Below are 23,881 nucleotides of genomic sequence, written 5' to 3'. Positions count from 1 at the left end.
CAAATGTGGCGGAGCGGCGGCGAAAAATCACGTCAAGCCCGGGTAGCCGAGCTGACGGAACGCCTCGAACACGACGATCGCGACCGAGTTCGACAAATTCAGCGAACGGACCTTGTCCGTCATCGGCACGCGGATGCACGTGTCCGGATACGCGTCGAGTATCGATTGCGGCAGCCCCTTCGTTTCCTTCCCGAAGACGAAGAAATCCCCGTCGCGGTAGGTCTGCTCCGCGTACACCTTGGAGCTGCGCGTGCTCGCGCAGAAGAACCGGCCTTCCGGATACTGCTCTTGAAGCTCCGCGAAGGAATCGTGGTAGCGGACGTCCACGGCGTACCAATAGTCGAGTCCCGCGCGTTTCAGCGTTTTGTCGTCGGTGCGGAATCCGAGCGGGCGCACCAGGTGAAGAATCGCGCCCGTGGCGGCGCAGGTGCGCGCGATGTTGCCCGTATTGGCCGGAATTTCCGGTTCGACAAGCACGATATGAAATGCCATTGCTTGTTAACACCTCACTATATTTTACATAGCTTTTACGCTTGTTTAATCTTTTGTGAAAATACGGCCATTAGAATGAAATTATCATTGCACGAAAAGGAGATCATAAACGATGAAGAAGAAAATATTAATCGTCGATGACGAGCCTTCCATCTCCATGCTGCTGGAATTCAATCTGAAGCTGGCCGGCTATGAAGTTCGCTGCGTCCAAGATGGGGAGGCCGTATTCGACCTCTTGAAGCCGTTTCGTCCCGATCTCATCGTTCTCGATCTCATGCTTCCGAAAATGGACGGCATCCAAGTATGCCGGGAGCTTCGCAAACAAAACAATGCCGTTCCGATCATCATGTTAACCGCTCTCCAAGACGTGACTGACAAGATTGCCGGTCTCGACAACGGCGCTGACGATTATATGACAAAACCATTCTCACCGCAAGAGCTGCTCTCGCGCATTCAAGCCATCTTCCGCAGAACGCAGGCTTTGCCGGGCGCCCGCGAACAGGTGGTTCATGAAATTGGACGGATGTCGGTCCTGGCGGACCAGCGCGAAGTGCAAATCGACGGGAAACCGGTCGAATTGACGCCGAAGGAATTCGAGCTCCTGCTCTTCCTATGCCGCCATCGGGGCAAAGTCCTCAGCCGCCAACAATTGCTTCACGGCGTCTGGGACTACCATTTCCTCGGCGACACGCGCATCGTCGACGTCCACATCAGCCATCTTCGCGACAAGATCGAGAAGAACGCGCGCACGCCGGAGTACATCATGACCGTGCGCAACGTCGGCTACAAGCTGTCCGGTCCCGGCAGCGGCACCGGCACCGCCGACTCGTCCCTGGCCTAAGCAGCCTCGGGTCTTTCAATCAGAAGACCGCCGTCCATCGGGACCGGCGGTCTCTTTTTGCTTCTTTTTTAATCCTCTTACCCGTTGCGCTTCGCAAAATCCCCCATGAACTCCGCCAGCGCCTTGCAGCTCTCGAACGGAACGGCATTGTACGTCGAGGCGCGCAAGCCGCCGACGCTGCGGTGGCCCTTCAGGCCTACGAAGCCGTGCTGCTCGGATTCCTTGACGAACTGCTTCTCGAGCGCTTCCGAGCCGAGGCGGAACGTGATGTTCATGAGCGACCGGCTAGCCGTATCCGCAAAACCGCGGTAGTAGCCGCCGCTTTGGTCGATCGCGTCGTAGATCAGCTTCGTCTTGTCGCGGTTGAACTGCTCCATCGCCGCGACGCCGCCTTTGTCCTTGATCCATTGAAGCATCAAGCCGACCAGGTAGACGGAGAAGGACGGCGGCGTGTTATAGAGGGAGTTGTTCTTGACGTGCGTGTCGTACCGCAGCATCGTCGGAAGCGACTTCGGACTCGATTCGACAAGATCCTCGCGAACGATGACGATGGTCACGCCCGAAGGTCCCAGGTTCTTTTGCGCGCCGGCGTAGATCATGCCGAACTTGCCGACGTCGACCGGACGGCTCAAGATGTCGCTCGACATGTCGCCGATCAGCGTCACGTCGCCGGTATCCGGATATGCCGCGAATTGCGTGCCTTCGATCGTCTCGTTGGACGTGATATGGAGATAAGCGGCGTTGTCCGGAAGCCGAATGTCGCTTAAGGCCGGAATGCGGTTGAATTTGTCGGCTTCCGACGTCGCCGCGATCGCGGTCTCGCCGATCAGCTTCGCTTCTTTGTACGCCTTCTCCGCCCAGCTGCCGGTATGCACGAACGCGGCCGATTTGCCCGGCGTCAGCAGATTCATCGGAATCATAGCGAACTGCGTGCTGGCGCCGCCTTGGAGGAACAGTACTTTATACTGGCTCGGAATGCCGAACAGTTCGCGAAGCAGCGCTTGCGCCCCGTCGTTGACGCCTTCGAACACGCTGCTGCGGTGCGACATTTCCATGATGGACATGCCCGTTCCCGCATAATCGATAAATTCTTGCTGCGCTTGCTGCAGCACTTCAAGCGGCAGAGCCGCCGGTCCGGCATTAAAGTTGTACGCGCGATTCGTCACTGACACTCACTCCACTCTTCGAATTTGCTTATGAGTTATGATAGCAATTTTGCGGCGAGGCTTCAAGTCATAAAGTCGAACAAAAACAAAATATACACGAATAATATTCGGATTTAGACCCATATGCTAGCTTCGAAGACCGGCAGGCAATAGAAAAGCGAGCTCTCCGCCGGAGAGCTCGCTGTGTGATATTCGGATCGAAGCGCGGATTAGCAGTCGAAGTACAGGCTGTACTCGTGCGGATGAACGCGAATCGATACCGCTTTGGCTTCGGAACGTTTGAACGCGACGTAGTTGTCGATGAAGTCTTGCGTGAAGACGCCGCCTTCCGTCAAGAACTCGGAATCAGCTTCCAACGCGTCAAGCGCTTCGTCCAGGGAGCCCGGAACCGAGCGGATTTCTTTCTTGTCTTCGTCGGACAGTTCGTAGATGTTTTTGTCGAATGGACCATAGCCGAGCGCGACCGGATCGAGCTTGCGCTTGATGCCGTCCAGACCTGCGAGCAGCATAGCCGCGAACGCCAGGTAAGGGTTGGCCGTGGAGTCCGGCGTACGGAACTCGATGCGGCAGCCTTTCGGCGTAACGGCCGCAACCGGAATCCGGATGGCCGCGGAACGGTTGCCTTTCGAGAACACCAAGTTAACCGGCGCTTCGTAGCCTGGCACCAGACGCTTGAAGGAGTTCGTCGACGGGTTCGTAATGGCGATCAGCGCCGGAGCGTGATGCAGGATGCCGCCGATGTAGTTCAGCGCCAGCGGGCTCAGGTTCGCGTATGCGCCCTTCTCGTAGAACAACGGGGAATCGCCGTTGAAGATCGAGCTGTGGACGTGCATGCCGCTGCCGTTGTCGCCGAAGAGCGGCTTCGGCATGAACGTTGCGACTTTGCCCCATTGGCGAGCCACGTTGTTAATGATGTATTTATATTTCAGCAGGTTGTCTGCCGTTTTCGTCAGCGTATCGAAACGGAAGTTGATTTCCGCTTGGCCCGCCGTCGCCACTTCGTGGTGGTGACGTTCGACGCGGAGGCCGGATTCTTGCATCAGGCGCACCATTTCGCTGCGGATGTCTTGTTGGGAGTCGACCGGAGCAACCGGCACGTAGCCGCCTTTAACCGGGACTTTATACCCAAGGTTGCCGCCTTCTTCCGTTTTCGCCGTGTTCCAGCCGGCTTCGGCGGAGTCGACGGAGTAGAAGGACGTGTTCATTTTGCTTTCGTAGCGAACATCGTCGAAAATGAAGAATTCCGATTCAGGCGCGAAGAAAGCAGCCGTACCGACGCCTGTCGTTTGCAGATATTCTTCCGCTTTTTGAGCGATGCTGCGCGGATCGCGCTCGTAACGCTCGCCGTCCGGCGTGTAGATGTTGCACATAATGTTCAACGTCGGGTGATCCATGAACGGATCGATGAAGCTGGACTCCGTGTCCGGCATCATCACCATGTCGGATTCTTCGATGCCGCGGAAGCCCGGGATCGAGGAGCCGTCGAAGGCAACGCCGTTTACAAACGTATCGGCATCCACTTCCGTCGCAGGAAGCGTGATGTGGTGTGCGTGGCCGGAAAGATCCACGAAGCGGAAATCGACAAACATGATGTTGTTCTCTTTAATTGTGTTCAAGACGTTTTGAACTGACATTAGGTATTTCCTCCATTTCCGAACATTTGCGATGTGTAGGACATTGATTGTTCAACTTCTGCACTAAACTATGTCTGTAATTATAGAATTAAGGCCTAGTCTCGTCAATAGTTATGTCAGGTATTTTTTGACCCTATTGTGAGCTAACTTCACATAATTTTCATGAATGATTTAGCCCCTTTCCGGCGCCGAAAACGAAAGCCGGAGCCCGCCTCGGATGAGGCGGCTCCGGCTCTGAAAACCTTATAACGGCGCCGTTTCGCGGCGATTTATTTGATCCACGTCGTAAAGTAGGCCGCGTCTTCCTTCGGCGTATCGAACCGCTTGCCGACCAGCTTGCCAAGCTGTTCCAGCTCCTTGAGCAGCCGCGCGAATTGGTCCGGGAACAGGGACTGCACGCCGTCGCCCGTCATCGAGTTGTCGGGATCCGTATGCATCTCGATGATGAGCCCGTTCGCCCCCGCGGCTACGGACGCCTTGGACATCGGCTCGACCAGCTCGCGCCGGCCCGTGCCGTGGCTCGGGTCGGAAATGACCGGCAGATGGCTCAGCTCCTGCAGGACGGGAATGGCAGCGAGATCGAGCGTGTTGCGCGTATAAGTTTCGAATGTTCGGATTCCGCGTTCGCAAAGCATAACGTTCGGATTTCCGCCGGCGAGTATGTACTCCGCCGCGTTCAGGAATTCGTCGTAGGTGGCGCTGAAGCCGCGCTTTAGCAGCACCGGCGTCTTCACCGTGCCAAGCTTGCGCAGCAGGTCGAAGTTTTGCATGTTGCGCGTGCCGACCTGCAAAATATCCGCGTACTCGCTGCAGATGTCCACGTACTCCGGCGTCATGACCTCCGTGATCGTGAGCAGGCCGTGCTTTTTGCCCGCTTCCGCCATCATGGCCAATCCTTCGACGCCGACGCCCTGGAAGCTGTACGGTCCCGTGCGGGGCTTGAACGCGCCGCCGCGCAGCACTTGGCCGCCGGCCGCCTTGACCAGGCGCGCGATCTCGTCGATCTGCGCCGGCGTCTCCACCGCGCAAGGTCCGCCCATGATCGTCAGATTGTCCCCGCCGATCTTCACGCCCTTAATGTCGATGACCGTGTCGTCGGGATGGAAGTCGCGGCTCGCGAGCTTGTAGGATTTCGAGATTTTGATGACGTTCTCGACGCCTTTCATTTGGCGCAGATGCTCCGCGAGCGTCGGCTCCGCCTTGCCGATGATGCCGATGACCGTGCGGTCCGTTCCCCGCGACACGTGCGCCTGCACGCCTACCTTCTCGATATGCGCGACGATCTCCGCGATCCGCTCTTCCGGTTCGTTGTTCTTCGTAATGACGATCATGTAGACAATCCCCTTTCACACTTAAACGCGTATATGCTTTTAAGCTTCGACGCTGTTAGGCTTTTATGCTTTTAACCGCTAAAGCAACTATACAAGAAAACACCGGTCCCGTCAAGAGACCGGCTTGCGGTTCATTCCGCGACCGGCTTCGCCTCGAGCGCCGTGCGGCGCAGCTTGCGCTTCTCCTTGCGTTTATCCGCCACGTACTTGATGGCGAACCGCACCGGGAAGTAGAAGATCGCGCCGAGCACGAACCCGTCGATAATGCCGCCGACAATCAGCTTCAAGTTCACCAGCAGGATATGGTTCAGCCAATTCGGGATGACCGGAATATGAAACCTGAGATGGTTCGGCAGCACGAGACCGCCGACCATGCTGTTGACGAACGCGACCGGAATGAAAATGATTTTGCCGAACACGAATCCGACCAAGGCTCCGGCAAAACTGGCCCCGAACCAATAAATCAGCGGAAATATTAGAAAAAACGCCAGCCCGTAAGTCGGGAGCGTAAACATTTCGACGAAAATGCCGATCGAGAAGCCAAGGGCCACGATGGACGGGCCGCCGGGGGCCCGCATCAATTGGGTGTATTTATATTTGATCCAACGTTTGATCGAGCGCGGTTTTCTCGGTGAAGACATGCGCGTGCGCTCCTTTCGCTTACCTGGCCGATTTCGAGCGAATCGCGGGTAGCAACTTATCCATGTTCACCGTGCGCCGAATCTCCCAGGTCTCGGGGTTCTCATCCTCGTATTGCTCCAAATAGGCAATGACTTCCTTCGTAAGCGGCGTCGGCGTGGAAGCGCCGGACGTAACGGCCACCCGCTTCTTGCCGGCCAGCCACGACCGGTCGATCTCGGACACGTCCGAAACGCGGTAGGCGGGCACGCCCGCGATCTCTTCCGACACTTGCGCAAGCCGATTGGAATTGTTGCTCCGCGGATCGCCGACGACGATGCACAGCTCGGCTTCCTTGGCCTGGCCGGCCACCGCTTCCTGCCGGACCTGCGTCGCCAGGCAAATCTCGTTGTGCACCTCGGCGGCCGGGAACGTCTCGACCAGCCTGCCGATCAGATGGCGGATATCCCATTGGGACATCGTCGTCTGATTCGTAATGATGATCCGCTCCGCATTCAGCGAGAGCGCATCGATGTCCGATTCGCGCTCCACCAAGTGCACGCGGCCGGGCGCGATGCCGATCGCCCCCTCCGGCTCCGGATGGCCCTTCTTGCCGATATAGACGACCTCGTAGCCTTGGGCGACTTTCTCGCGAATGAGGTCATGCGTCTTGGTCACGTCCGGGCAGGTCGCGTCGACGACGGTCAGCCCCTTCTCCTTGGCGCGGTCGCGCACTTCGGGCGACACGCCGTGGGCCGTGAAGATGACCGTTCCGCGGTCGATTTGCTCCAGGATTTCCAGCCGGTTCTCGCCGTCGAGCGTAATGACGCCCTCTTGCTTGAACGCTTCCGTCACATGACTATTATGAACAATCATGCCCAAAATATAGATCGGCCGCGGCAAATCCAAGTTCCGCGCCGTCTGCAACGCCAGCACCATCGCATCCACGACGCCGTAGCAATAGCCGCGCGGCGATATTTTCACAATTTCCATGAAACCAGCACCTGCTTTCCCTGCTCAACCATCCAATTGACGAATCGAATGCCTATCGCCTCAATAAATTATACTTCATTCGCATCGTCGTGGAAAGCAATCGGAAGCCAGACGGTGAACGTCGTGCCCTGCCCTTCTCGCGTCGACACCTCGACGGAGCCGCCGTGCTCGTCGATGATCCATTTCGCGATGGACAAGCCGAGCCCCGTTCCGCTCGTCTGGCCGCGGGATTCGTCCGCCCGATAAAACCGTTCGAAAATGTGCGGCACTTCGTCGGCGTCCATGCCGATGCCCGTATCCTTGATGATGATGCCGGCCTGATCCTGCGAACGGATCGCGCGCATTTCGACATGCCCGCTCGGCGTGTATTTGAATGCATTTTCCACGAAAATGAACAGCAGCTGACGCAAAAAATCAGCGTGCGCAATTACTTGTACGTTTTGAATGGCGGTTAGGTTCCCGATTTTCCAATCGGCGTTTCTTGGAAGCAGCTGCGCGCGGCGCGCGACGTCTTCGACAAGCGGAAGCAGCGGCTGCGCCGTCTTCTCCATCTGGTAGCCGGCATCCGCGCGGGCCAGCGCCAACAGGTCGTTGACGAGGTTCGACATCCGCTTGGCCTCGCCCGCGATATCGTGCATCGCCTCGCGGGTCATCGTCATCCGGCGGCGGTCGTCCTCGGTCTGCGCGTCTTCCTCCGGCAAGCCCGATTCCAGCGCGGGCGGCCACATCCGCTCCAGCAGCTCGATGTTGCCGCGAATGGTCGTGAGCGGGGTCCGCAGCTCGTGCGACGCGTCCGACACGAACCGGCGCTGCGCCTTGTAAGCGTCGTCGAGCTCGTTGTACGTCGTTTCGATCCGGCCGAGCATGCCGTTCAGCGTGTCGGTCAATCGGCCGAGCTCGTCGTTCGGCCCGATCCGCGGAATGCGCATGCTGAGGTCCGACTCGTTCTGAATGCTCTTCGCGGCGCGGATGACGTTCTCGACCGGGCGGAACGCCTGCCTCGCCAGGAACAGGCCGATCGTGAAGGCGATCGCGATCACGGCGAACGACGCGAAGATCAGGATCGTGCGCAGGTTGCGCATGTAATTGTCGATCGGCCCCGTGTAGACCCCGATCTGCAGCAGGCCGACCAATTGCTTGTTCTCCTTCAGATGCAGCGGATACTGATAGGCGAGAAATTTGTATTGGTCGACCTTGAGCGTCACGTAGCCTTCGCGCACCGTCTTGGCGTCCGGTACCGGAAACTTCTTGTTCGCCCGCGTCAAATTGTCCGATTGCACGAACTTTCCGTTCGTGTAGTTCGACACTTGAATGTACACGTTGCTCGCAAACGGATTGTTAAAATCCAAATTAAGCCCATTGAAATAATCCAGCGAGCCGACGATGTTCATAGTCCGGAGCTGCTCCTGGATTTCGTTCTTCGCGTCGCGATAGGAATTATAATTGACGAACAGATAGATCGAGACGCTGAAAATAAACAACGTCACGGCAAGCAGCGCCGAATACCACAGCGTCAGTCGCAGCCGAATGGACATCGCGCCTCAGCCTCCTTCTCCCCGAAGCACGTAACCCGTCCCGCGCACGGTCTGGATGAGGCGCGAGCCTCTGCCGTCCTCCGTTTTCTGGCGCAGCATGGCGATATAAACCTCGAGCACGTTGGATTCCCCGCTGTAATCGAAGCCCCAAATTTTATCCATGATCGCGTCCCGGGTCAGGACCCGGCGCGGATTTTGCATCAGCAGCTGCAGCAGGTCGAATTCCTTGGCGGTCAGATCGATCCGGCGGCCGCTGCGAATCGCTTCGCGCGAGTCGAGATCCAGCGTCAGGTCCTCGAACTGCAGCCGGCTCGCGCTCTCCTCGAGCTTATCCGGCTTGCGGCGGAGCAGCGCCCGGACGCGAGCGAGGAGCTCTTCCAGCGCGAACGGCTTGACGAGATAATCGTCGGCGCCGAGATCGAGCCCGCGTACCCGGTCCTGGATGTCGTCCTTCGCGGTCAGCATCAGAATCGGCACGGAGCTCCCGCCCTCGCGGACCCGGCGGCACACTTCCCAGCCGTCCACCTGCGGCATCATCACGTCCAAAATCAACAGGTTCGGATCGCTGGACAGCATCTGCTTCAAGCCTTCCAGGCCGTTGTTGGCCGTCGCCACCTCGTAACCTTCGAACGCCAGGCTGCGCCGGAGCAAAGAGGTGATCTTTTCGTCGTCGTCCACTACTAAAATATGCGGTCTCATGGCAATCCTCCAGGGTCAAATATCGCTTCGTCCAAAACTTTCTACATTATATCGCACTTCCGCTCCGCGGTGAAACGCATCCGCTCCGCCCGGGCGCAAATAAAGAGGCGCAACAGCCATGAAGACTGCTTGCGCCCTTGGTTCGGTCGTTGCTCGCGTACGGCTGGCTATGTTATTGATTCTGCTGTTCTTGCTGCTGCTGCTGCGTTTGCGCCTCGAAATCGTTCTTGTTGCCGATCGTGACGGTCAGGTCCATCTTCTGGCCGTTGCGCACGATGTTCAGCTTCGCTTTGTCGCCGACCGCTTTCGTCTTGATCGCGGCGATCAGATCGTCCGGCGTGTCGTAGCTCTTGCCGTCCAGGCCCGTGATGACGTCGTATTGTCTCAGGTCGGCCATGTAGGCCGGCGATTTGTAGATGATGTCCGACACGACGGAGCCCTTGGCGTTGGAGAGCTCAAGCTCCTTCTGCAGCGCGTCGTTGATCGGCGCCAGCGTCGCCCCGATGAACGGAATCGGCTTCTTCGGAATCGCCGTGTTCGACTTCAGGTTGTCGAGCACCTCGGTGATCGTGCTCGTCGGAATCGCGAAGCCGATGCCCTGCGCCTGGGAGCTGACCGCCGTGTTGATGCCGACGACTTCGCCGTTCAGGTTAAGCAGCGGGCCGCCGGAGTTGCCGGGGTTGATCGACGCGTCCGTTTGCAGCAAGTGCTGGTACTCGCGGGTGCCTTGGCTGTCCGGGATGCTGATCGGGCGTTCCTTGGCGCTCAGCACGCCGACCGTTACCGTATGGTCGAAGCCGTACGGGTTGCCGATCGCGACGACCCAGTCGCCGATGTTGATTTTGTTGGAATCGCCGATCGGCAGCGTCGGGAACGGATTCTTGCCTTCGACCTTCAGCACGGCAAGATCGAGGTTGTAATCGGAGCCGAGCTTCTTGGCCACGTACGGCTCGCTCGTGCCCTGCACGGTGACGCGGATTTCGTCCGCCCCGTCGACGACGTGCTCGTTGGTCAGAATATAGCCGCTGGAATCGAAGAAGAATCCGGTCCCGATCCCTTCCGGCGTCAGATCGCCGGTGCCTTGGCTGCCGTTATCCTGGCCGCCGCCTTGGCCTTGACCGTTGTCTTGGCCTTGGCCGCCGTTCTCGTCGCCGAAGAATTGGCTGAAGAAATCATCGAAGCTGCCGGCGCCGCCCTGCTGGCCTCTCGACTGCTGCCGCGTGAACGTCTCGATCTTGACGACGGCCGGGCTCGACTTCTCGAACAGCTGCGCGATGTTGTTCGGCCGGACGACGTCCGCCGCGGAAGATACGCTGCCGCTGTCGCCCGCTTTGCCGACCGCCGAAGAGGCCGAGCTCGCCGACTGCTGGGACAGCGCCTGCTCCGACGTGAACCAGTTTTGCTTATCGGACACGTACATGAGCGAGCCGACGGCGACGACGCCGACGAGGAACGAGGCGAACATCGCCTTGAACGGCGACCGGCGCGATTCCTTCGGCTGCCAGCCGCGCGCCGATTGGGACGGCGCGAACGGCCGGAGTTGGGTCGGCGGCGTCACTTCCACGTTATGCGGGCTCGGCGGGGCGCTCGCTTGCCGGTCTTCGATCGCGCCGTCCTCGCCGCGCTCCGCTTCCGGACCGGGCTTGAACGGCCCGTACGAGTAATAGTAGGAAGATTTGCCGGCACTCTCTTCCTCGTGCTTGTCGTCTTGCGCTCTATTGGTCGACCCGGCATCGTCGCCGTCGCTTGCCGGTTTGAAGAAATCGTCGTAGTCGTTCTTTTTGTTCTGGTCGTCCATCCTGTATTCCTCCTTAAAGTTCCCATGAGTGTTGACGTTGCCTTGCGTTTGCTTGGTTCGTTCTATAGTTCTATCTTGCACAATCTACCTTAAATCAAACTTAAAATTGTTATAATGGCACATAAAAAACCGGGAAGCTGTCTACACAGCATTACCCGGCTCGAATCGTTTTCTATCAAACGCGCTAGTGAAGCAGGCGTTCTTCTACTTCCGCCAGTACTTTTTTCGCTTGGGCGACCCACTTGGATTCCACTTCGGCGTCGGCGTCGACCGGCTCCTGGAACTGATCCATCAGGCTGCCGATCGGACTGACGTGCGCTTCCGCGTCGAGCCCTTCGTTGTACACGTGCTTGAGCACGAACGGACGGCCCATCTTGATCTTGGCGTCCAGATCCTGCGTATCCTCGTCGATGCTGCCGTTGATCACGTCGAACGGCACGCGCAGCCACACCATCCGTTCCTCGTCCAAGGAGCGGTCGAAATAACCGTGATCGTAATCCCAGTTGCCGCCCAACGCAAACGCATGCTCTTCCAGCATGCCTCTCACTTCGGTAAATTCCTTCTCGCTCGACTCCAGCTTCGATTCCAGGGGGATCATTGCGGGCATTCTCCTCTTGGCCTTGGTATACCGATAAGATGCCCCTCCCCGCTGACAATTATCCCGTCTTTACCCACCCTTTTCGATGCGCGTAGACGGCCAGCTGCGTCCGGTCCTCCAGCTCGCACTTCATCAACAGGTTGCTGACGTGCGTCTTGACCGTCTTGATGCTGATGTGAAGCTCGTCGGCGATTTCCTTGTTCGACATGCCCTCGGCGATCAGCAGCAGCACTTCCTTCTCCCGATCGGTCAAGCCTTCGTCCGCCCCTTGCGTGCTCCGCTGCCGGAGGCCGCGCGTGAGCGCCTGGGAGACGTCGTGCGTCATGACCGGCATGCCTTTCACCGCGCCGTTCAGCGCATAGATCAGCTCCTCCGCGGACACGGTCTTGAGCACGTAGCTGACGGCGCCGGCCTCGACGGCCGCGACGACCTTCTCGTCCTCGAGAAAGCTCGTCAGCATGACGATCTTGAGCTGCGGGTGCTCCTGCATGATGATCTTGGTCGCTTCCACGCCGTCCATGACCGGCATCATGAGGTCCATCAGCATGAGCTGCGGCGGGCCGCCCGGAATGCCGGCGCGCAGCTGGTCGATCGCGTCCTGGCCGTTCGCGGCTTCGGCGATGACCTCGAATTTCGGGTCCAGCATCAAATACGTGCGCAAGCCCGCCCGCACCATGTCATGGTCGTCGACAATCATGATTTTCCATCCGTCATTCGCGCTCATCGTTTCGATCGGCTCCTTTATGGTTCACGTAGTTCGGCAGCGTGACGCGGACTCTCGTGCCGCTTCCCGGCTTGCTGATAATCGAGGCGTCGCCGCCCAGCTTGCTCGCCCGCTCGCGCATCGTCGAGAGGCCGTACGACCCGCGCTTCACTTGATCGGCCCGGAAGCCCGCGCCGTCGTCCTGCAGGGTCATGACGATTTGCCGTTCCGTCTCGGCCACCGTGAGCAGCGCCGTCTGCGCGCCCGCGTGCTTGACGATATTAGCCATCGCCTCCTGGACGATGAGAAACAGCTGATGCTCCTTCGCATCCGACAGCTTCTCCTTGACCCGCCATTCCAGCACGCCTTGAAGCCCGTTTTGCCGGCAGTAATCGGGAAACCATTTGTCCAGCGCCTCCTGCAGCGACCGGCCCTCGAGCTCCATCGGACGGAGCTGCGCGATGAAGCCGCGCATCTGCTTCTGCGCCATCGAAGACATGGAGATGAGCTGATCCATGACGCCGCTCGCGCGGTCGGGATTCAGCTCCAGCAGCTTGGGCAGCGAGGAGGCGGACATATGAATGGCGAACAGCTGCTGGCTGACCGTATCGTGCAAATCCCGCGCCAGCCTGCGGCGTTCTTCCAGCACGGCCGCCTCGTTGGAGGCCGCCTCGCGCATCACCTGCTCCTCGCCGGAACGCTGGATCCACTGCATGCGTTCGTCCAGCGATTCCAGCATGTCGTTGAACTCGCGGAACGCCGGCGTGAACGCCCCTTCCTCCGGCAGCCGCGTGCCGTAATTGCCGTGGGCGGCCTGCTTGAGGCCGATGACCATCATGTCGATCTGGCGCTGGATCCGCTTCGCCGCCCAGTAGCCGAAGCCGGCGCTGACCAGCAGGAACAAGGCGGCGATCCCGATCCACCAGTCGTTCTGCGGCCCCCGGTCCGGCAGCAGGCCGCAGCCCAGCTCCCAGATCAGCACGGACACGACGGAGGAGCAGACGAAGAGCAAAATCATGTCCCACTTGCTGTTGCGAAACAAACGCACCATCATCCGCGGATCAGCCTACTTTCGTGACCCGCACATCGCCGATGAACGTGCTGACGTGCAGAATGATTTTTTTATCCATCTCCTGGAAATACGGCGTTTCGGCGTCGATGTTTTTGAAAATGCCGCCTTCCTTCTGCTCCAGCACCGCCACGTCGCCGACGAACGCGCTCGATACCACGTGCACGCCGAATTCGTAATCGTTGGGAAGGTACACCTTCACGTCGCCGATAAAGGACGAGATGTTGATCACCGTCTCGCCGGGCACGATCTGCGCCTTCGTCAGGTCCAGCACCGTGTCGCCGATAAAGTGGGAAATGTTCATCGGCTTGAGCTCCCAATAATCGTGCCCCAAATAAATGTCGCCGATGAAGCCGGAGCGGGTCTGGACGTTCGGATCGTGATTCCACCATTCCACGCGGTCCTTGCGGTCCAGGTGCCGTTGATGGCGCTGGTAGTGCCGGAAATGCCGGCGCTCGATCCGTTCGCGGACTTTCGCCGCATGGAGCGCGTGGCGCTCGGCATGGCTCATCCGCTTATGATGAAGCGAATGGTTCGGGAACCCTTGGCCGTACGGGGGCATGCCGCCTCCCGCCTCGCCCTCCGGACGCTCCCGCCGCGGACCTTGAGAAGGCCCTTGGCCTTGATGCGGGCCTTGGCGCGGACCTTGCGGGCGCTCCTGTCCCGATTGGCGCGGTCCCTGCGCCTGTTCGCCGCTTTGACCGGACGGCGCTTCCTTCGCTCCCGCCCCGCCGTCGCCGAAATCGAACGACGCCAACGTCGGATCCGGATGCAGCGGCGGCGCCGGAGGCACGGCAGGTTCCTCGGTCGGCCCGTAATTATACGCCTGCCACTCGTCCTTCCATTTGTCCTTCGCGTCGTCGCCGCGCTTCTTGGCCTTCGGTTTAAAAATCATGGAGAGACCGAAGATGATAAGAACGAGCGGACCGGCGAATTTGATCATGTCGCCGACCGACCAGACGAACAGGTCGAGGTTGCGGCCGAGGAAGAGAAACCCGAGCACGATCAGCACGCCGGACCCGAAGGCGCTTCCGCGGCCGTACGCCATCCGCTGGAGCAAGCCCTGAACCCCCAGGAACATCAGGATGACGGGCCAGAAGACGGAGAAGATCGCCCCGATATCGAAGTTGACGTAGCCGCCCTGCCGGAGCAGGAGCCCGACGCCGACGACGATGATCAAGAGGCCCCACATTAATCGATTGATAAAATTACCGTTCATTGACGCCACCAGCTCCCAAATCGTAGTGCAAGGTTTGTACTCCCAGTATAACGGAAGCCGCAAGCGGCATAAAAGGGTCTGACGATTGAACGCCGGCTACGTCTCGAGACGGAGGCCGACTCCTTCCGGATAGCGCTTACATGGCGATGTCACATCTTGTCACTTCGTGCGTTGACATCGCTTACGCGGCGCTTATATAATGAGTGTCGGACTACGATCTACATCTAATACCTGACATCAAACTTGGAAGGGGTTGGTAATCATGGATACAGCAGTGCTCTCCACGGGGCTGAATACGATCTGGGTCGTGCTGACCGCCGCGATGATCCTGCTCATGGAGGGCGGGTTCGCTCTGCTCGAAGCCGGCTTCGTCCGGCAGAAGAACGCCGTCAGCATCATCATGAAGGTATTCGTCGACATCACGTTCGGGGCGCTCGTCTTTTATTTTCTCGGCTTCGGCTTGATGTACGGCAAGGACGCCGGCGGCTTGATCGGCTGGTCCGGGTTCCTGCTGCGCGGGGACTTGTCGCATATCCAGCTCGACATCTCGCACGAAACCTATTGGCTGTTCCAGTGCGCGTTCGTCATCGCGGTCATCTCCATCGTCTCCGGCGCGGTCGCGGAGCGCATTCATTTCAAGGCGTACATCCTGTACGCCGTCGCGATGACCGGCCTCATCTACCCCATCGCCGGCCACTGGGTCTGGGGCGTCGGCGGCTGGCTCGGGAAGCTCGGCATGATCGACTTCGCCGGCTCCGCGGTCATCCACGCGCTCGGCGGCTTCGCCGCGCTCGCGGCCGCCATCTTCATCGGCCCACGGATCGGCAAATTCACGCCGGACGGCAAAAGCAACATCGTTCCCCCTTCCAACCTTCCGCTTGCGTCCGTCGGCGCCTTCATCCTCTGGTTCGGCTGGTTCGGCTTCAACTCGGGCAGCACGCTGAGCGCGACGAACGGCTCCATCGGCCATATCGCCGTCACGACGATGCTGTCCGCGGCGGCCGGCGGCGCGGGCTGCATCCTGTTCACGATGTTCCGCTACCAGAAAGCCGATCCGCCGATGGTCATCAACGGCTCGCTGGCCGGGCTCGTCGGCATCACCGCCGGCTGCTCGTTCGTCTCCGACGGGGCCGCCATGCTGATCGGCGTCGTCTGCGGCGTCGCGATGGTGCTCGTGACCGAGCTGCTCGAAGGCAAGGGCGTCGACGATCCCGTCGGGGCGTTCGCCGTCCACGGCGTCAGCGGGTCGCTGGGCACGCTGGCGGTCGGACTGTTCGCCATGCCGTCGCTCACCAAGGGCGTCGGCCAGGAATACGCCGGCTTGTTCTACGGCGGCGGCTGGCAGCTGCTCGGCGTGCAGGCGCTCGGGCTCGCCGTCGTCTGCGTCTGGGGCTTCGGACTGACCTGGCTGTCGTTCCTGCTCATCAAGCGCATCATGCCAGTCCGCGTCTCGAAGGACGAGGAGCTGATCGGACTCGACGTCGGCATCCACGGCGTGCCCGCCTACAACCAAGATCACGATTTCCTCGACGTGGAACGCTTGACGCCAAGAAACGACTGAGCGGCGATCGGCCGAACGCGCCGGCTTACCGAAGCGAGACCGAGAGGTCCGGCGGGAAGCCGGCTTTTTTGCGTGCTTCGCATACGCTTCGAACCGAAAGGAGCTAACAAAAAACCGCCCCGGCAAAGGGCGGTATCGATTCGGTTATGATCGTCATTCGGTTTATGGTTTTCGGTTCGTGGTTTGATTCGGTTCATGATTTGATTCATGGTTTGATTCCATTCATGGTCGTGAGCGTTCAATCAATTCATTTCGTCCGCCATGTCGCTCGAAACGGCTACGATCGCGGAAGGATCGGGCGTATTCAGGATGGCGCGCGCCTGCTCGATCTCGAGACGCAGGGTCCGGACCTTCTCCATGGGGCGCTTCACGTAATGGATGTACTCGACGGCCAGATGATGCGCGGGCTTCTTCCCGGAAAGCAGCCGGCGAAGCGTCGACATGGACTGGTAGCTGCGTTCCTCCTGCAGCCGGCGCTTCTCGTAGCGCTCGATCATCTGTTCGATCTCCGCGATTTCCTGTTCGCGCTTGGCGATATACGTGCTTAAGAACGGGATGACTTCGGCGGCCTTGCGATGCCGCATGCGCGAAGGCGGAATGTAGGAAATTGGATCCGTCATGACAACCCCTCTATCCTTACATGTCATAAATCGTTACAAGTTCTATCTTACATGATCCGCCGCCGTTTGAAAACCATTTTATCGGCTGAAAAAATGGCAATTAATTGACGCTGATGTCAGCTCCCATCACACCGATCAATTGGCCGGAGGCTGAACGGATCGGCACCGCGATCGTCATGCACGGCTTCTTGGTGATCGCGGAGACGTAGACGGCCGACGTGAACGCGCGGCCCTCCATCGCTCCTTGCCACCAATCGCGCCCCTTGGCGTTGAGCAGCCCCGCTTCCGGCTGCGAGAAGATGAACGACCCGTCGTCCCGGTTGGACCAGATGGCTTCGATGTCGGGCACCGCCTCCAGGAAGCCCGTCAGCGCCTTCCGGTGAGCCGCTTCCTCCAACGTGGCGACCGCTCCGTCGGCCGCGAGGCGCGCGAGCTTCGCTACCAGCTCGCCGGCGTTAACGTTCGCATCCTTGGCGAAAGAACCGCCGCCCGCCTGCGCGACGGCTTCCGTCAGCTCGCCCGATGACCGGCGCAGGTTCGCGCTCACCCGGTCCAGCTTCCGGATCTGCTCGCGCTGCCGGCCGTTCTGGACCAGCGTCTCGTCCACGCTGCCGAGCGTTTGCGCCACCGCGGCTACGACGTCCTTCAGCATGTCCGTCGTGGCGGCCATGTTCGCGGTCTGCCGGCTGCTCGCTTCGCTGCTGCGGCCGGCCAGCACGTCGACTTCTTGGATGCGCGCAAAGATCACGTCCATGCGGTCCTTCGTCCGCGCCATGTCCGCGATGCCCTGCTCCACGGCCGCCTTCTCGTCGTCGACCGACGCCACGACCCGGCGGACGCCTTCCTCGATCTCCTCGACCAGCCCGGAGGATCGCCGGACGGCCTCGTGGCTTTGCTCCGCGAGCTTCTTGATTTGCTGGGCGACGATGGCGAAGCCCCGCCCGTACTCGCCCGCATGGGCGGCCTCGATGGACGCGTTCAGCGCCAGCAGCGAGGTTTGCGAAACGATCTCCCGGATGAAGCCGTTGATCTCGTTGATCCGGGATGTCTGTTCGATCAGCTCGCGGATGCGCGCTTCCATCGTGCCGTTATGCCGGTGCAGGTCGTTCATGACCCGGTCCGTGTTCGTCAGCGAGCGGCAGACGTCGAGCACGATCTCCTTCGTCTCCTTGCTCTCGGCGTCCAGCTGCCGGGCCGAAGCATGAATCTGCTCGGCGGAAGCCGCGACTTCCTGCAGCGTCGCGAAGGTTTCCCCGATCCGCGCCATCGCGCGCCCGCTGCTCGCGCGCAGGCCGTTCTCCGTCTCGGCGGACCGGTCCGCGATGCCGGTCAGCTGTCCGATCGTGCCGTTGACTTCCTCCACCGCCGCGGTCAATTGCGCCGAAATGACCTGCGACTCGTTGATGAGCCGGCCGTACGCTCCGCTTTTTTCCGCCTTGGACCGTCGGTCCATAGCCCCTTTTTCCCTGAATCGCCGCAGCGCCTGCATCGAATCGCCTACCTTTTCGACAAGTTGTCAGAATTAACTAATACTATAGGACAGGTTTCGACAAAAGAAAAGAGGGACCGCTTCGGGGTCCCTCTTCGCGCCGCAAGGCGAGTTTATGTTATTTCTCCGCTTTTTGCGAAGCGCCTTTCGTTGTTGCGTTGTTGATCGATGCGTTTTCGGCCGCGAATTCCGTTTGGAATTTCGATTGCGTGGACGCGTTCATTTTGTTGTTTTTGTTTTTCGCCATTGCTGCTCACCTCCCGTACGTCACTTAGTATGGCAGGCGCGCAAAGCGTTTATGTAACGGGCCGTTCGATTTCGGTCCGGCTATCCGGGCGTAGCGGACGCTTCCGAACGGAGCCGTCCGCGGTCTCTTCATCGGGTCATCCATTGCTTCAGCCGGAGCTTCGTGCGGTGAATCCGCGCCTTGATCGTGCCCACGGGCACTTGCCAAGCCGCCGCGATTTCCTGGTCCTTGTAGCCGTAATAGAATTTGTACAGCAGCAGCGCTCTCGTCTTGGGATCCAGCTGGTCCAGCAGCTCCCGGATCTCCAGCATGATGTCGGATTCGTCGCGGGCGCCCGCCAGGCCGGCGCTCCAGTCCCGATCCCCGGACGGCAGCACGCGGCGCGACTGCCGGTTCGCGTTGGAGGCGGTATTGGCCGTGATCGCCTTCGCCCATGCCTGCAGCTTGTCCCGCTCGCGAAGCGAGTGATGCTTCGTCAGGATGCGCACCCACGCTTCCTGAACGACGTCCTGGGCGTCCGATTTGTTGTACACCTTGGCGAGCGCGACCGCGATCATCTCCTGGTACAACTGCAGCAGCTTGTCCTCGAACATGTCGAATTGCCGCGATTCCGCCCGGTTCCGCTCTTCGGAAGGACCCCGATCGCCGTTCATCCATAACCGCCCCCAGTAGTCCATGATACCGTTTACATTAATTGTAGCACAGCAAATCTGTAAAAAAAAGAGAATGTTCAACGGCTGGCGTCGAACATTCCCGGTTTTATCGTTAGGACTCCAGTAATGCCCGTGGCAGCGTCTTCTCGGCGGTCACCGCTTCGTTCAGCTCGGTCATTCTGGCTTCGGTCAGCTTGCCGTTGCCGCGCTTCAGCACGTATACCGTGACTTGGCGCTTGCCCCATTGCTTGTAGACCTGCTTCCTGGTTTCGAAATACAAATCGATCTTCTTCCCTTTGATTTTGGAGCCCGTATCCGCGACGATGCCGTAGCCGTAGCCCGGCACGTACAGCACGGTTCCGATGGGGAATACTTTCGGATCGGCGGCGATCGTGGAGACGAAACCGCGGCGCACCTTGACGCCGGAATACGTGATGCCGTATTGGGGATGTCCCGGCCGCTTGCCGGTCGATTCCACGCCGGCCGTGTAGCCGGTCGCCACGACTTGCATCGGACGTACGTTCTTCGCCGATACGGATGCCATGACCGATTCGCGGACTTCCCGCTTCTCCTTCGGCATATTCGCGCCTGCGGTGCCTTCTGCCGTACATTCGGGCTCGAATACTTGACTCAGCAGCAGGATCGCCGCCGCGCAAGCCGTCAAGATCCGGTAAAGCGGTAAAAAGCTTGTCGTCATGTGGATTAATAGCCTCCTTACCACGAAGGATTCCCCACGACGACAAGCTTTATACGGCTACGCGGCATACCGCCGCGGCGTGTCCGGCGTTACACCTGTTTCGACGCGATTTCGGCCTGGAGCAGCGCGATCAATTCCGCCACCGGCTTCGAGCCGAGATCGCCCTCGCCGCGCTTGCGCACGGATACGGACTCCGAATTCGCCTCGTTCTCGCCGACGACGAGCATGTACGGCGCCTTCTCGAGCTGCGCCTCGCGGATTTTGTACCCGAGCTTCTCGTTGCGCAGGTCGCTCTCCACGCGGATGCCGGCCAGCTGAAGCTTCTCTTCGACTTCGCGCGCGTACGCTTCGTAAGCCGTCGAGACCGGAATGATCTTCGCCTGCACCGGGGACAGCCAGAGTGGCAGCGCGCCCGCGAAATTCTCGAGCAGGAACGCGGTCATGCGCTCCATCGTGCTGATGATGCCGCGGTGAATGACGACAGGACGGTGCTTCTTGCCGTCGTCGCCGACATACTCGAGCTCGAACCGTTCCGGCAGCAGGAAGTCGAGCTGCGCCGTGGACAGCGTCTCTTCCTTGCCAAGCGCCGTCTTGATCTGCACGTCCAGCTTCGGACCGTAGAAGGCCGCTTCGCCTTCGGCCTCGAAGAACGGCAGGCCGAGCTCCTCGACGACCTCGCGCAGCATGCGCTGCGACATTTCCCACATCTCGTCGTTCTGGAAATACTTCTCCGTGTCCTGCGGGTCGCGGTAGGACAGACGGAACCGGTATTCCTTGATGCCGAAGTCCTCGTAAACCTGGCGAATCAGATTGATGACGCGGGCGAACTCATCCTTGATCTGGTCCGGACGGGCGAAAATATGCGCGTCGTTCAGCGTCATCGCCCGCACGCGGTGCAGGCCCGTCAGCGCCCCGGACATTTCGTAGCGGTGCATCGTGCCGAGCTCGGCGACGCGGACCGGCAGGTCGCGGTACGACCGCATTTCGCTCTTGTATACCATCATATGATGCGGGCAGTTCATCGGACGGAGCACGAGCTCCTCGTTGTCCATGACCATCTTCGGGAACATGTCTTCGTGATAGTGCTCCCAGTGGCCGCTCGTCTTGTACAGCTCGACGTTCGCCAATACCGGCGTGTAGACATGCTGATAGCCGAGACGCTCCTCGAGGTCGACGATGTAGCGCTCCATCGTTCTGCGCACGCGGGCGCCGTTCGGCAGCCAGAGCGGCAGGCCTTGGCCGACCTCGCGCGAGAACGTGAACATCTTCAGCTCGCGGCCGAGCTTGCGGTGATCGCGCTTCTTCGCTTCTTCGAGGAAATGCAGGTGCTCGTCAAGCTGCGCTTTCTTCGGAAACGCCGTGCCGTAGATGCGCTGCAGCATTTTGTTCTTGGCATCGCCGCGCCAGTACGCGCCCGCCACGCTGAGCAGCTTGAACGCCTTGATCCGGCCGGTGGACGGCAGATGCGGGCCGCGGCACAGGTCGAAGAATTCGCCCTGGTCGTAAATCGTGATCTGCGCGCTCTCCGGCAGGTCGCGGATAAGCTCCAGCTTCAGCGGGTCGTTGATTTCCGTGAAAATCGCCACCGCTTCTTCGCGGCTGACGGCACGGCGGCGGATCGGTAGGTCCTCCTGCGCGATGCGCTCCATTTCCTTCTCGATCTTGGCCAAGTCGTCGGCCGTGAGCGGCTCTTCCATATCGATATCGTAGTAGAAGCCGTCCTCGATGACCGGACCGATGCCGAGCTTCACGCTGCGGTCCTTGAACAGCCGTTTGATCGCCTGCGCCATCAGATGCGCCGTGCTGTGCCGGTACACCTCGAGCCCGTCGGCGGAGTCCAGCGTCACGATTTCCAGCGCGGCGTCTCCTTCGAGCGGCGTGTACAGGTCAACGACTTTGCCGTCCACTTTGCCGGCGACGGCGTTTTTCTTCAGCCCGTTGCTGATCGAGCCCGCCACGTCTTCGATCGTCGTGCCTTGCGCGTATTCCCGGACGGCGCCGTCCGGCAGCTTGATTTGAATTGCCATGTCCTTCGTTCCTCCCAGATCGGTATTGGCTGCGGACATGCGCGCAATAAAAAAAGCACGCATCCCGCGAAGGGACGAGTGCTTGTCATTGACCCGTGGTTCCACCCTAATTCAATCGGCGGTCTCCGTACCGAAGCGAGAGCCGATCCTTGTCGAGGTTCCGTAACGGGAACGAACCGGTGCGGCTTACCGCCAAACGAGACGCTTGGTTTCAACCTCACAGCTACAAAGGGGTATATCGCCGCTGCAGCGCGAGGAACTTTCAGCCGGGGCTCCTCTCTCTGGACCGTGCGGGGACGGAGATACATGTCTTTGTCAATGCTTTTAGATACCTTAATTATATGACGCGCGCACGGCGAGGTCAAGCCCGAACCTGCTTGCGGCTTACGGGCTGACGTTGCGGACCCGCTTCCCGGACTCGGGACTCGGGCGTCCGGATTCGTCGAAATGATGGCCGCATTGGCCGCAGGAGCAGCACAGCCGGACGCGCTGCTCGAAAATCGTCTCCAGCGTCCGCATGACCGGAAGCTCCGGCTGCCTGGTGTGGATGACGATCTGCTGCGGGGACACCGTGATCAGCGTGCTGACGATCATGTCCTCCATGTTCATTTCGGACTCCAGCATCTCGGCTACGATGCGGTCGGCCGGAACCGTGTCGAGCAGCTGGAATTCCTGGTCGTAAAGCACGAACTCGCTGCCGCCCTTATGGAGCACGTGCACGATCGGCAGCTTCACTTCCTGCATGCGCACGAAATATTTGAGCAGGGAGATGAACTCTTGGTACTGTTTATCCATCACGTATTCGTCCACGGCGTAGGCGACGACGTCCCGCAGCTCCTGCCAATAGGACGCCAGCCGGAACGACACGAAGCCGTCCAGGTGAAGCCGCGTGTTGCTCGACAGGAACTGTTCCAGCTCGTCGGCGATTTTGCCCAGTCTGCGTTCGAGGTCCGAGTGCCGCATGTCCGCGGCGTTGTCTTCCTCCTGCGGCGAGGCGGTTCCGGAGCCGTACAGAATGTTGTGGCAGTAGCGCGAGAGCGACTCGATCTCCCCCGCTTCCTCGTAGCGGTATTGCTTGCGGATGATCGCGCGCAGCAGCATGGGCTCGAGCTCGTTCATGATATAACGCGCGAACGCGACCGCCGCCGTCCGGTAAATCGCCGGGCCGTCGTCCTGCAGCCGGAACCGCGGGAGGTCGGCGATGCAGGCGATCTCCATGTTCGTATGGGAAGGTCGGGCGAATCCGGCGAAAACGGCGTGATCGGCACTATGTAAGTCGGCGATTTCTACGCATAAATACCGGTGAAGCCGGTCGATCGCTTCGGTAGAAGCCGAGTGCAAAGAAACGGTGAAAAGTTCCATAGGCTCACTCCTAAAAGTTTTTGCGTATTTGAGTGGTCGGAAGACCGACCATTTAGAGCAAAAACTGACTTCGAAAGCATTAGCTTGAGTTTTTGCGTATTTGAGTGGTCGGAAGACCGACCATTTAGAGCAAAAACTGACTTCGAAAGCATAGGCTTAGTTTTTGCGTATTTGAGTGGTCGGAAGACCGACCATTTAGAGCAAAAACCGACTTCGAAAGCATGAGCAAAGACAGCTATAGCGATGGCAAAGGCCCGTTCGAGGCGATTAGCGTCGAAGCGCATGGGTCGCCCTGGGTTTGACAGTCGGCTCCGGCCGGCGACCCAAGCCGTATATCTCCGCTGTACGGCTGCGGTTATCGAAGCCGCGCAAGGCTCTCCGCGAGCCGGAATGTCCTGCGTTTTCGAGCTGAATCCGCGATTCCGAGGTTCCTTAACAGTATATGGTTCAGCGAAACCAGATATACGATGAATGCGCTGGCTGCGCTGGCGAGGACTTGGGATGAAAGGGGGGATGTGGCAAGGAAAAC

At 59.6% G+C, this 23,881-nt stretch carries 22 protein-coding genes; 2 read left to right on the top strand and 20 right to left on the bottom strand.

Annotation, left to right across the window (positions count from 1 at the left end):
- Window positions 1-27: 27 nt before the first annotated feature.
- Complete coding sequence (gene trmL, locus I8J29_RS13705) at window positions 28-492, bottom strand: tRNA (uridine(34)/cytosine(34)/5-carboxymethylaminomethyluridine(34)-2'-O)-methyltransferase TrmL (RefSeq protein ID WP_090640813.1); 465 nt, start codon at window positions 490-492, stop codon at window positions 28-30.
- 112 nt (window positions 493-604) lie between these two features.
- Here trmL and I8J29_RS13700 point away from each other — a divergent pair, with 112 nt between their 5' ends.
- Window positions 605-1,333: a response regulator transcription factor gene (locus I8J29_RS13700; RefSeq protein ID WP_090640811.1), complete on the top strand. Its 729-nt coding sequence runs from the start codon at window positions 605-607 to the stop codon at window positions 1,331-1,333.
- Window positions 1,334-1,410: 77 nt separating this feature from the next.
- Here I8J29_RS13700 and serC read toward each other — a convergent pair whose 3' ends face one another.
- From serC to liaF, 12 genes are all read right to left on the bottom strand, one after another.
- Window positions 1,411-2,499, bottom strand: a complete 1,089-nt coding sequence (gene serC, locus I8J29_RS13695; RefSeq protein WP_208848189.1) for a 3-phosphoserine/phosphohydroxythreonine transaminase — start codon at window positions 2,497-2,499, stop codon at window positions 1,411-1,413.
- A 209-nt stretch (window positions 2,500-2,708) separates the two neighbouring features.
- Window positions 2,709-4,133, bottom strand: coding sequence for a type I glutamate--ammonia ligase (gene glnA, locus I8J29_RS13690; RefSeq protein ID WP_208848134.1), 1,425 nt, complete (start codon window positions 4,131-4,133; stop codon window positions 2,709-2,711).
- Between the two features lie 269 nt (window positions 4,134-4,402).
- Window positions 4,403-5,464 carry a 3-deoxy-7-phosphoheptulonate synthase gene (gene aroF, locus I8J29_RS13685; protein WP_208848133.1) on the bottom strand — a complete coding sequence of 354 codons (1,062 nt, stop codon included), beginning with the start codon at window positions 5,462-5,464 and terminating at the stop codon, window positions 4,403-4,405.
- A gap of 131 nt (window positions 5,465-5,595) precedes the next feature.
- Complete coding sequence (locus I8J29_RS13680) at window positions 5,596-6,105, bottom strand: DUF2062 domain-containing protein (RefSeq protein WP_090640805.1); 510 nt, start codon at window positions 6,103-6,105, stop codon at window positions 5,596-5,598.
- 19 nt (window positions 6,106-6,124) lie between these two features.
- Window positions 6,125-7,075 carry a 4-hydroxy-3-methylbut-2-enyl diphosphate reductase gene (locus I8J29_RS13675; RefSeq protein WP_208848132.1) on the bottom strand — a complete coding sequence of 317 codons (951 nt, stop codon included), beginning with the start codon at window positions 7,073-7,075 and terminating at the stop codon, window positions 6,125-6,127.
- Window positions 7,076-7,143: 68 nt separating this feature from the next.
- Entirely contained in the window at window positions 7,144-8,610 is a 1,467-nt protein-coding gene (locus tag I8J29_RS13670; RefSeq protein WP_208848131.1) for a sensor histidine kinase, read from the bottom strand.
- Window positions 8,611-8,616: 6 nt separating this feature from the next.
- Entirely contained in the window at window positions 8,617-9,309 is a 693-nt protein-coding gene (locus tag I8J29_RS13665) for a response regulator transcription factor (RefSeq protein ID WP_090640800.1), read from the bottom strand.
- Between the two features lie 172 nt (window positions 9,310-9,481).
- Window positions 9,482-11,107, bottom strand: a complete 1,626-nt coding sequence (locus I8J29_RS13660; protein ID WP_208848130.1) for a S1C family serine protease — start codon at window positions 11,105-11,107, stop codon at window positions 9,482-9,484.
- A 184-nt stretch (window positions 11,108-11,291) separates the two neighbouring features.
- Complete coding sequence (locus tag I8J29_RS13655; RefSeq protein ID WP_208848129.1) at window positions 11,292-11,705, bottom strand: YugN-like family protein; 414 nt, start codon at window positions 11,703-11,705, stop codon at window positions 11,292-11,294.
- 58 nt (window positions 11,706-11,763) lie between these two features.
- Window positions 11,764-12,429 carry a response regulator transcription factor gene (locus I8J29_RS13650; protein ID WP_090640796.1) on the bottom strand — a complete coding sequence of 222 codons (666 nt, stop codon included), beginning with the start codon at window positions 12,427-12,429 and terminating at the stop codon, window positions 11,764-11,766.
- A complete protein-coding gene (locus tag I8J29_RS13645) occupies window positions 12,416-13,462 on the bottom strand; it encodes a sensor histidine kinase (RefSeq protein WP_090640794.1) in 1,047 nt (348 codons plus the stop codon). The genes I8J29_RS13650 and I8J29_RS13645 overlap by 14 nt, the downstream gene beginning before the upstream one ends.
- A gap of 7 nt (window positions 13,463-13,469) precedes the next feature.
- Window positions 13,470-14,696, bottom strand: coding sequence for a cell wall-active antibiotics response protein LiaF (liaF, locus tag I8J29_RS13640; RefSeq protein ID WP_240546165.1), 1,227 nt, complete (start codon window positions 14,694-14,696; stop codon window positions 13,470-13,472).
- Window positions 14,697-14,958: 262 nt separating this feature from the next.
- On the opposite strand from liaF, the gene I8J29_RS13635 reads away from it, so the two are divergent.
- Entirely contained in the window at window positions 14,959-16,257 is a 1,299-nt protein-coding gene (locus I8J29_RS13635; RefSeq protein WP_208848128.1) for an ammonium transporter, read from the top strand.
- Between the two features lie 242 nt (window positions 16,258-16,499).
- Here I8J29_RS13635 and I8J29_RS13630 read toward each other — a convergent pair whose 3' ends face one another.
- From I8J29_RS13630 to I8J29_RS13605, 7 genes are all read right to left on the bottom strand, one after another.
- On the bottom strand, window positions 16,500-16,877 hold the full coding sequence (locus I8J29_RS13630) for a hypothetical protein (protein WP_240546164.1): 378 nt from the start codon (window positions 16,875-16,877) through the stop codon (window positions 16,500-16,502).
- A 100-nt stretch (window positions 16,878-16,977) separates the two neighbouring features.
- The gene (locus tag I8J29_RS13625) at window positions 16,978-18,330 is read right to left on the bottom strand and encodes a methyl-accepting chemotaxis protein (RefSeq protein WP_240546163.1); all 1,353 of its coding nucleotides are present in this window, start codon (window positions 18,328-18,330) and stop codon (window positions 16,978-16,980) included.
- A 154-nt stretch (window positions 18,331-18,484) separates the two neighbouring features.
- Window positions 18,485-18,613, bottom strand: coding sequence for a hypothetical protein (locus I8J29_RS34195; RefSeq protein ID WP_256252717.1), 129 nt, complete (start codon window positions 18,611-18,613; stop codon window positions 18,485-18,487).
- Between the two features lie 128 nt (window positions 18,614-18,741).
- Window positions 18,742-19,266, bottom strand: coding sequence for an RNA polymerase sigma factor (locus I8J29_RS13620; protein ID WP_240546162.1), 525 nt, complete (start codon window positions 19,264-19,266; stop codon window positions 18,742-18,744).
- 112 nt (window positions 19,267-19,378) lie between these two features.
- Window positions 19,379-19,963 (bottom strand): 3D domain-containing protein, encoded by a 585-nt coding sequence (locus I8J29_RS13615; RefSeq protein WP_208848126.1) that lies wholly within the window; start codon window positions 19,961-19,963, stop codon window positions 19,379-19,381.
- Between the two features lie 89 nt (window positions 19,964-20,052).
- On the bottom strand, window positions 20,053-21,990 hold the full coding sequence (gene thrS / locus I8J29_RS13610; RefSeq protein ID WP_208848125.1) for a threonine--tRNA ligase: 1,938 nt from the start codon (window positions 21,988-21,990) through the stop codon (window positions 20,053-20,055).
- A 384-nt stretch (window positions 21,991-22,374) separates the two neighbouring features.
- The gene (locus I8J29_RS13605) at window positions 22,375-23,352 is read right to left on the bottom strand and encodes a putative sporulation protein YtxC (protein ID WP_208848124.1); all 978 of its coding nucleotides are present in this window, start codon (window positions 23,350-23,352) and stop codon (window positions 22,375-22,377) included.
- Window positions 23,353-23,881 lie beyond the last annotated feature (529 nt).

The organism is Paenibacillus artemisiicola, from assembly GCF_017652985.1.
GTDB classification, from domain to species: domain Bacteria; phylum Bacillota; class Bacilli; order Paenibacillales; family Paenibacillaceae; genus Paenibacillus_Z; species Paenibacillus_Z artemisiicola.
This window is presented reverse-complemented; position numbering and strand designations above follow the sequence as displayed.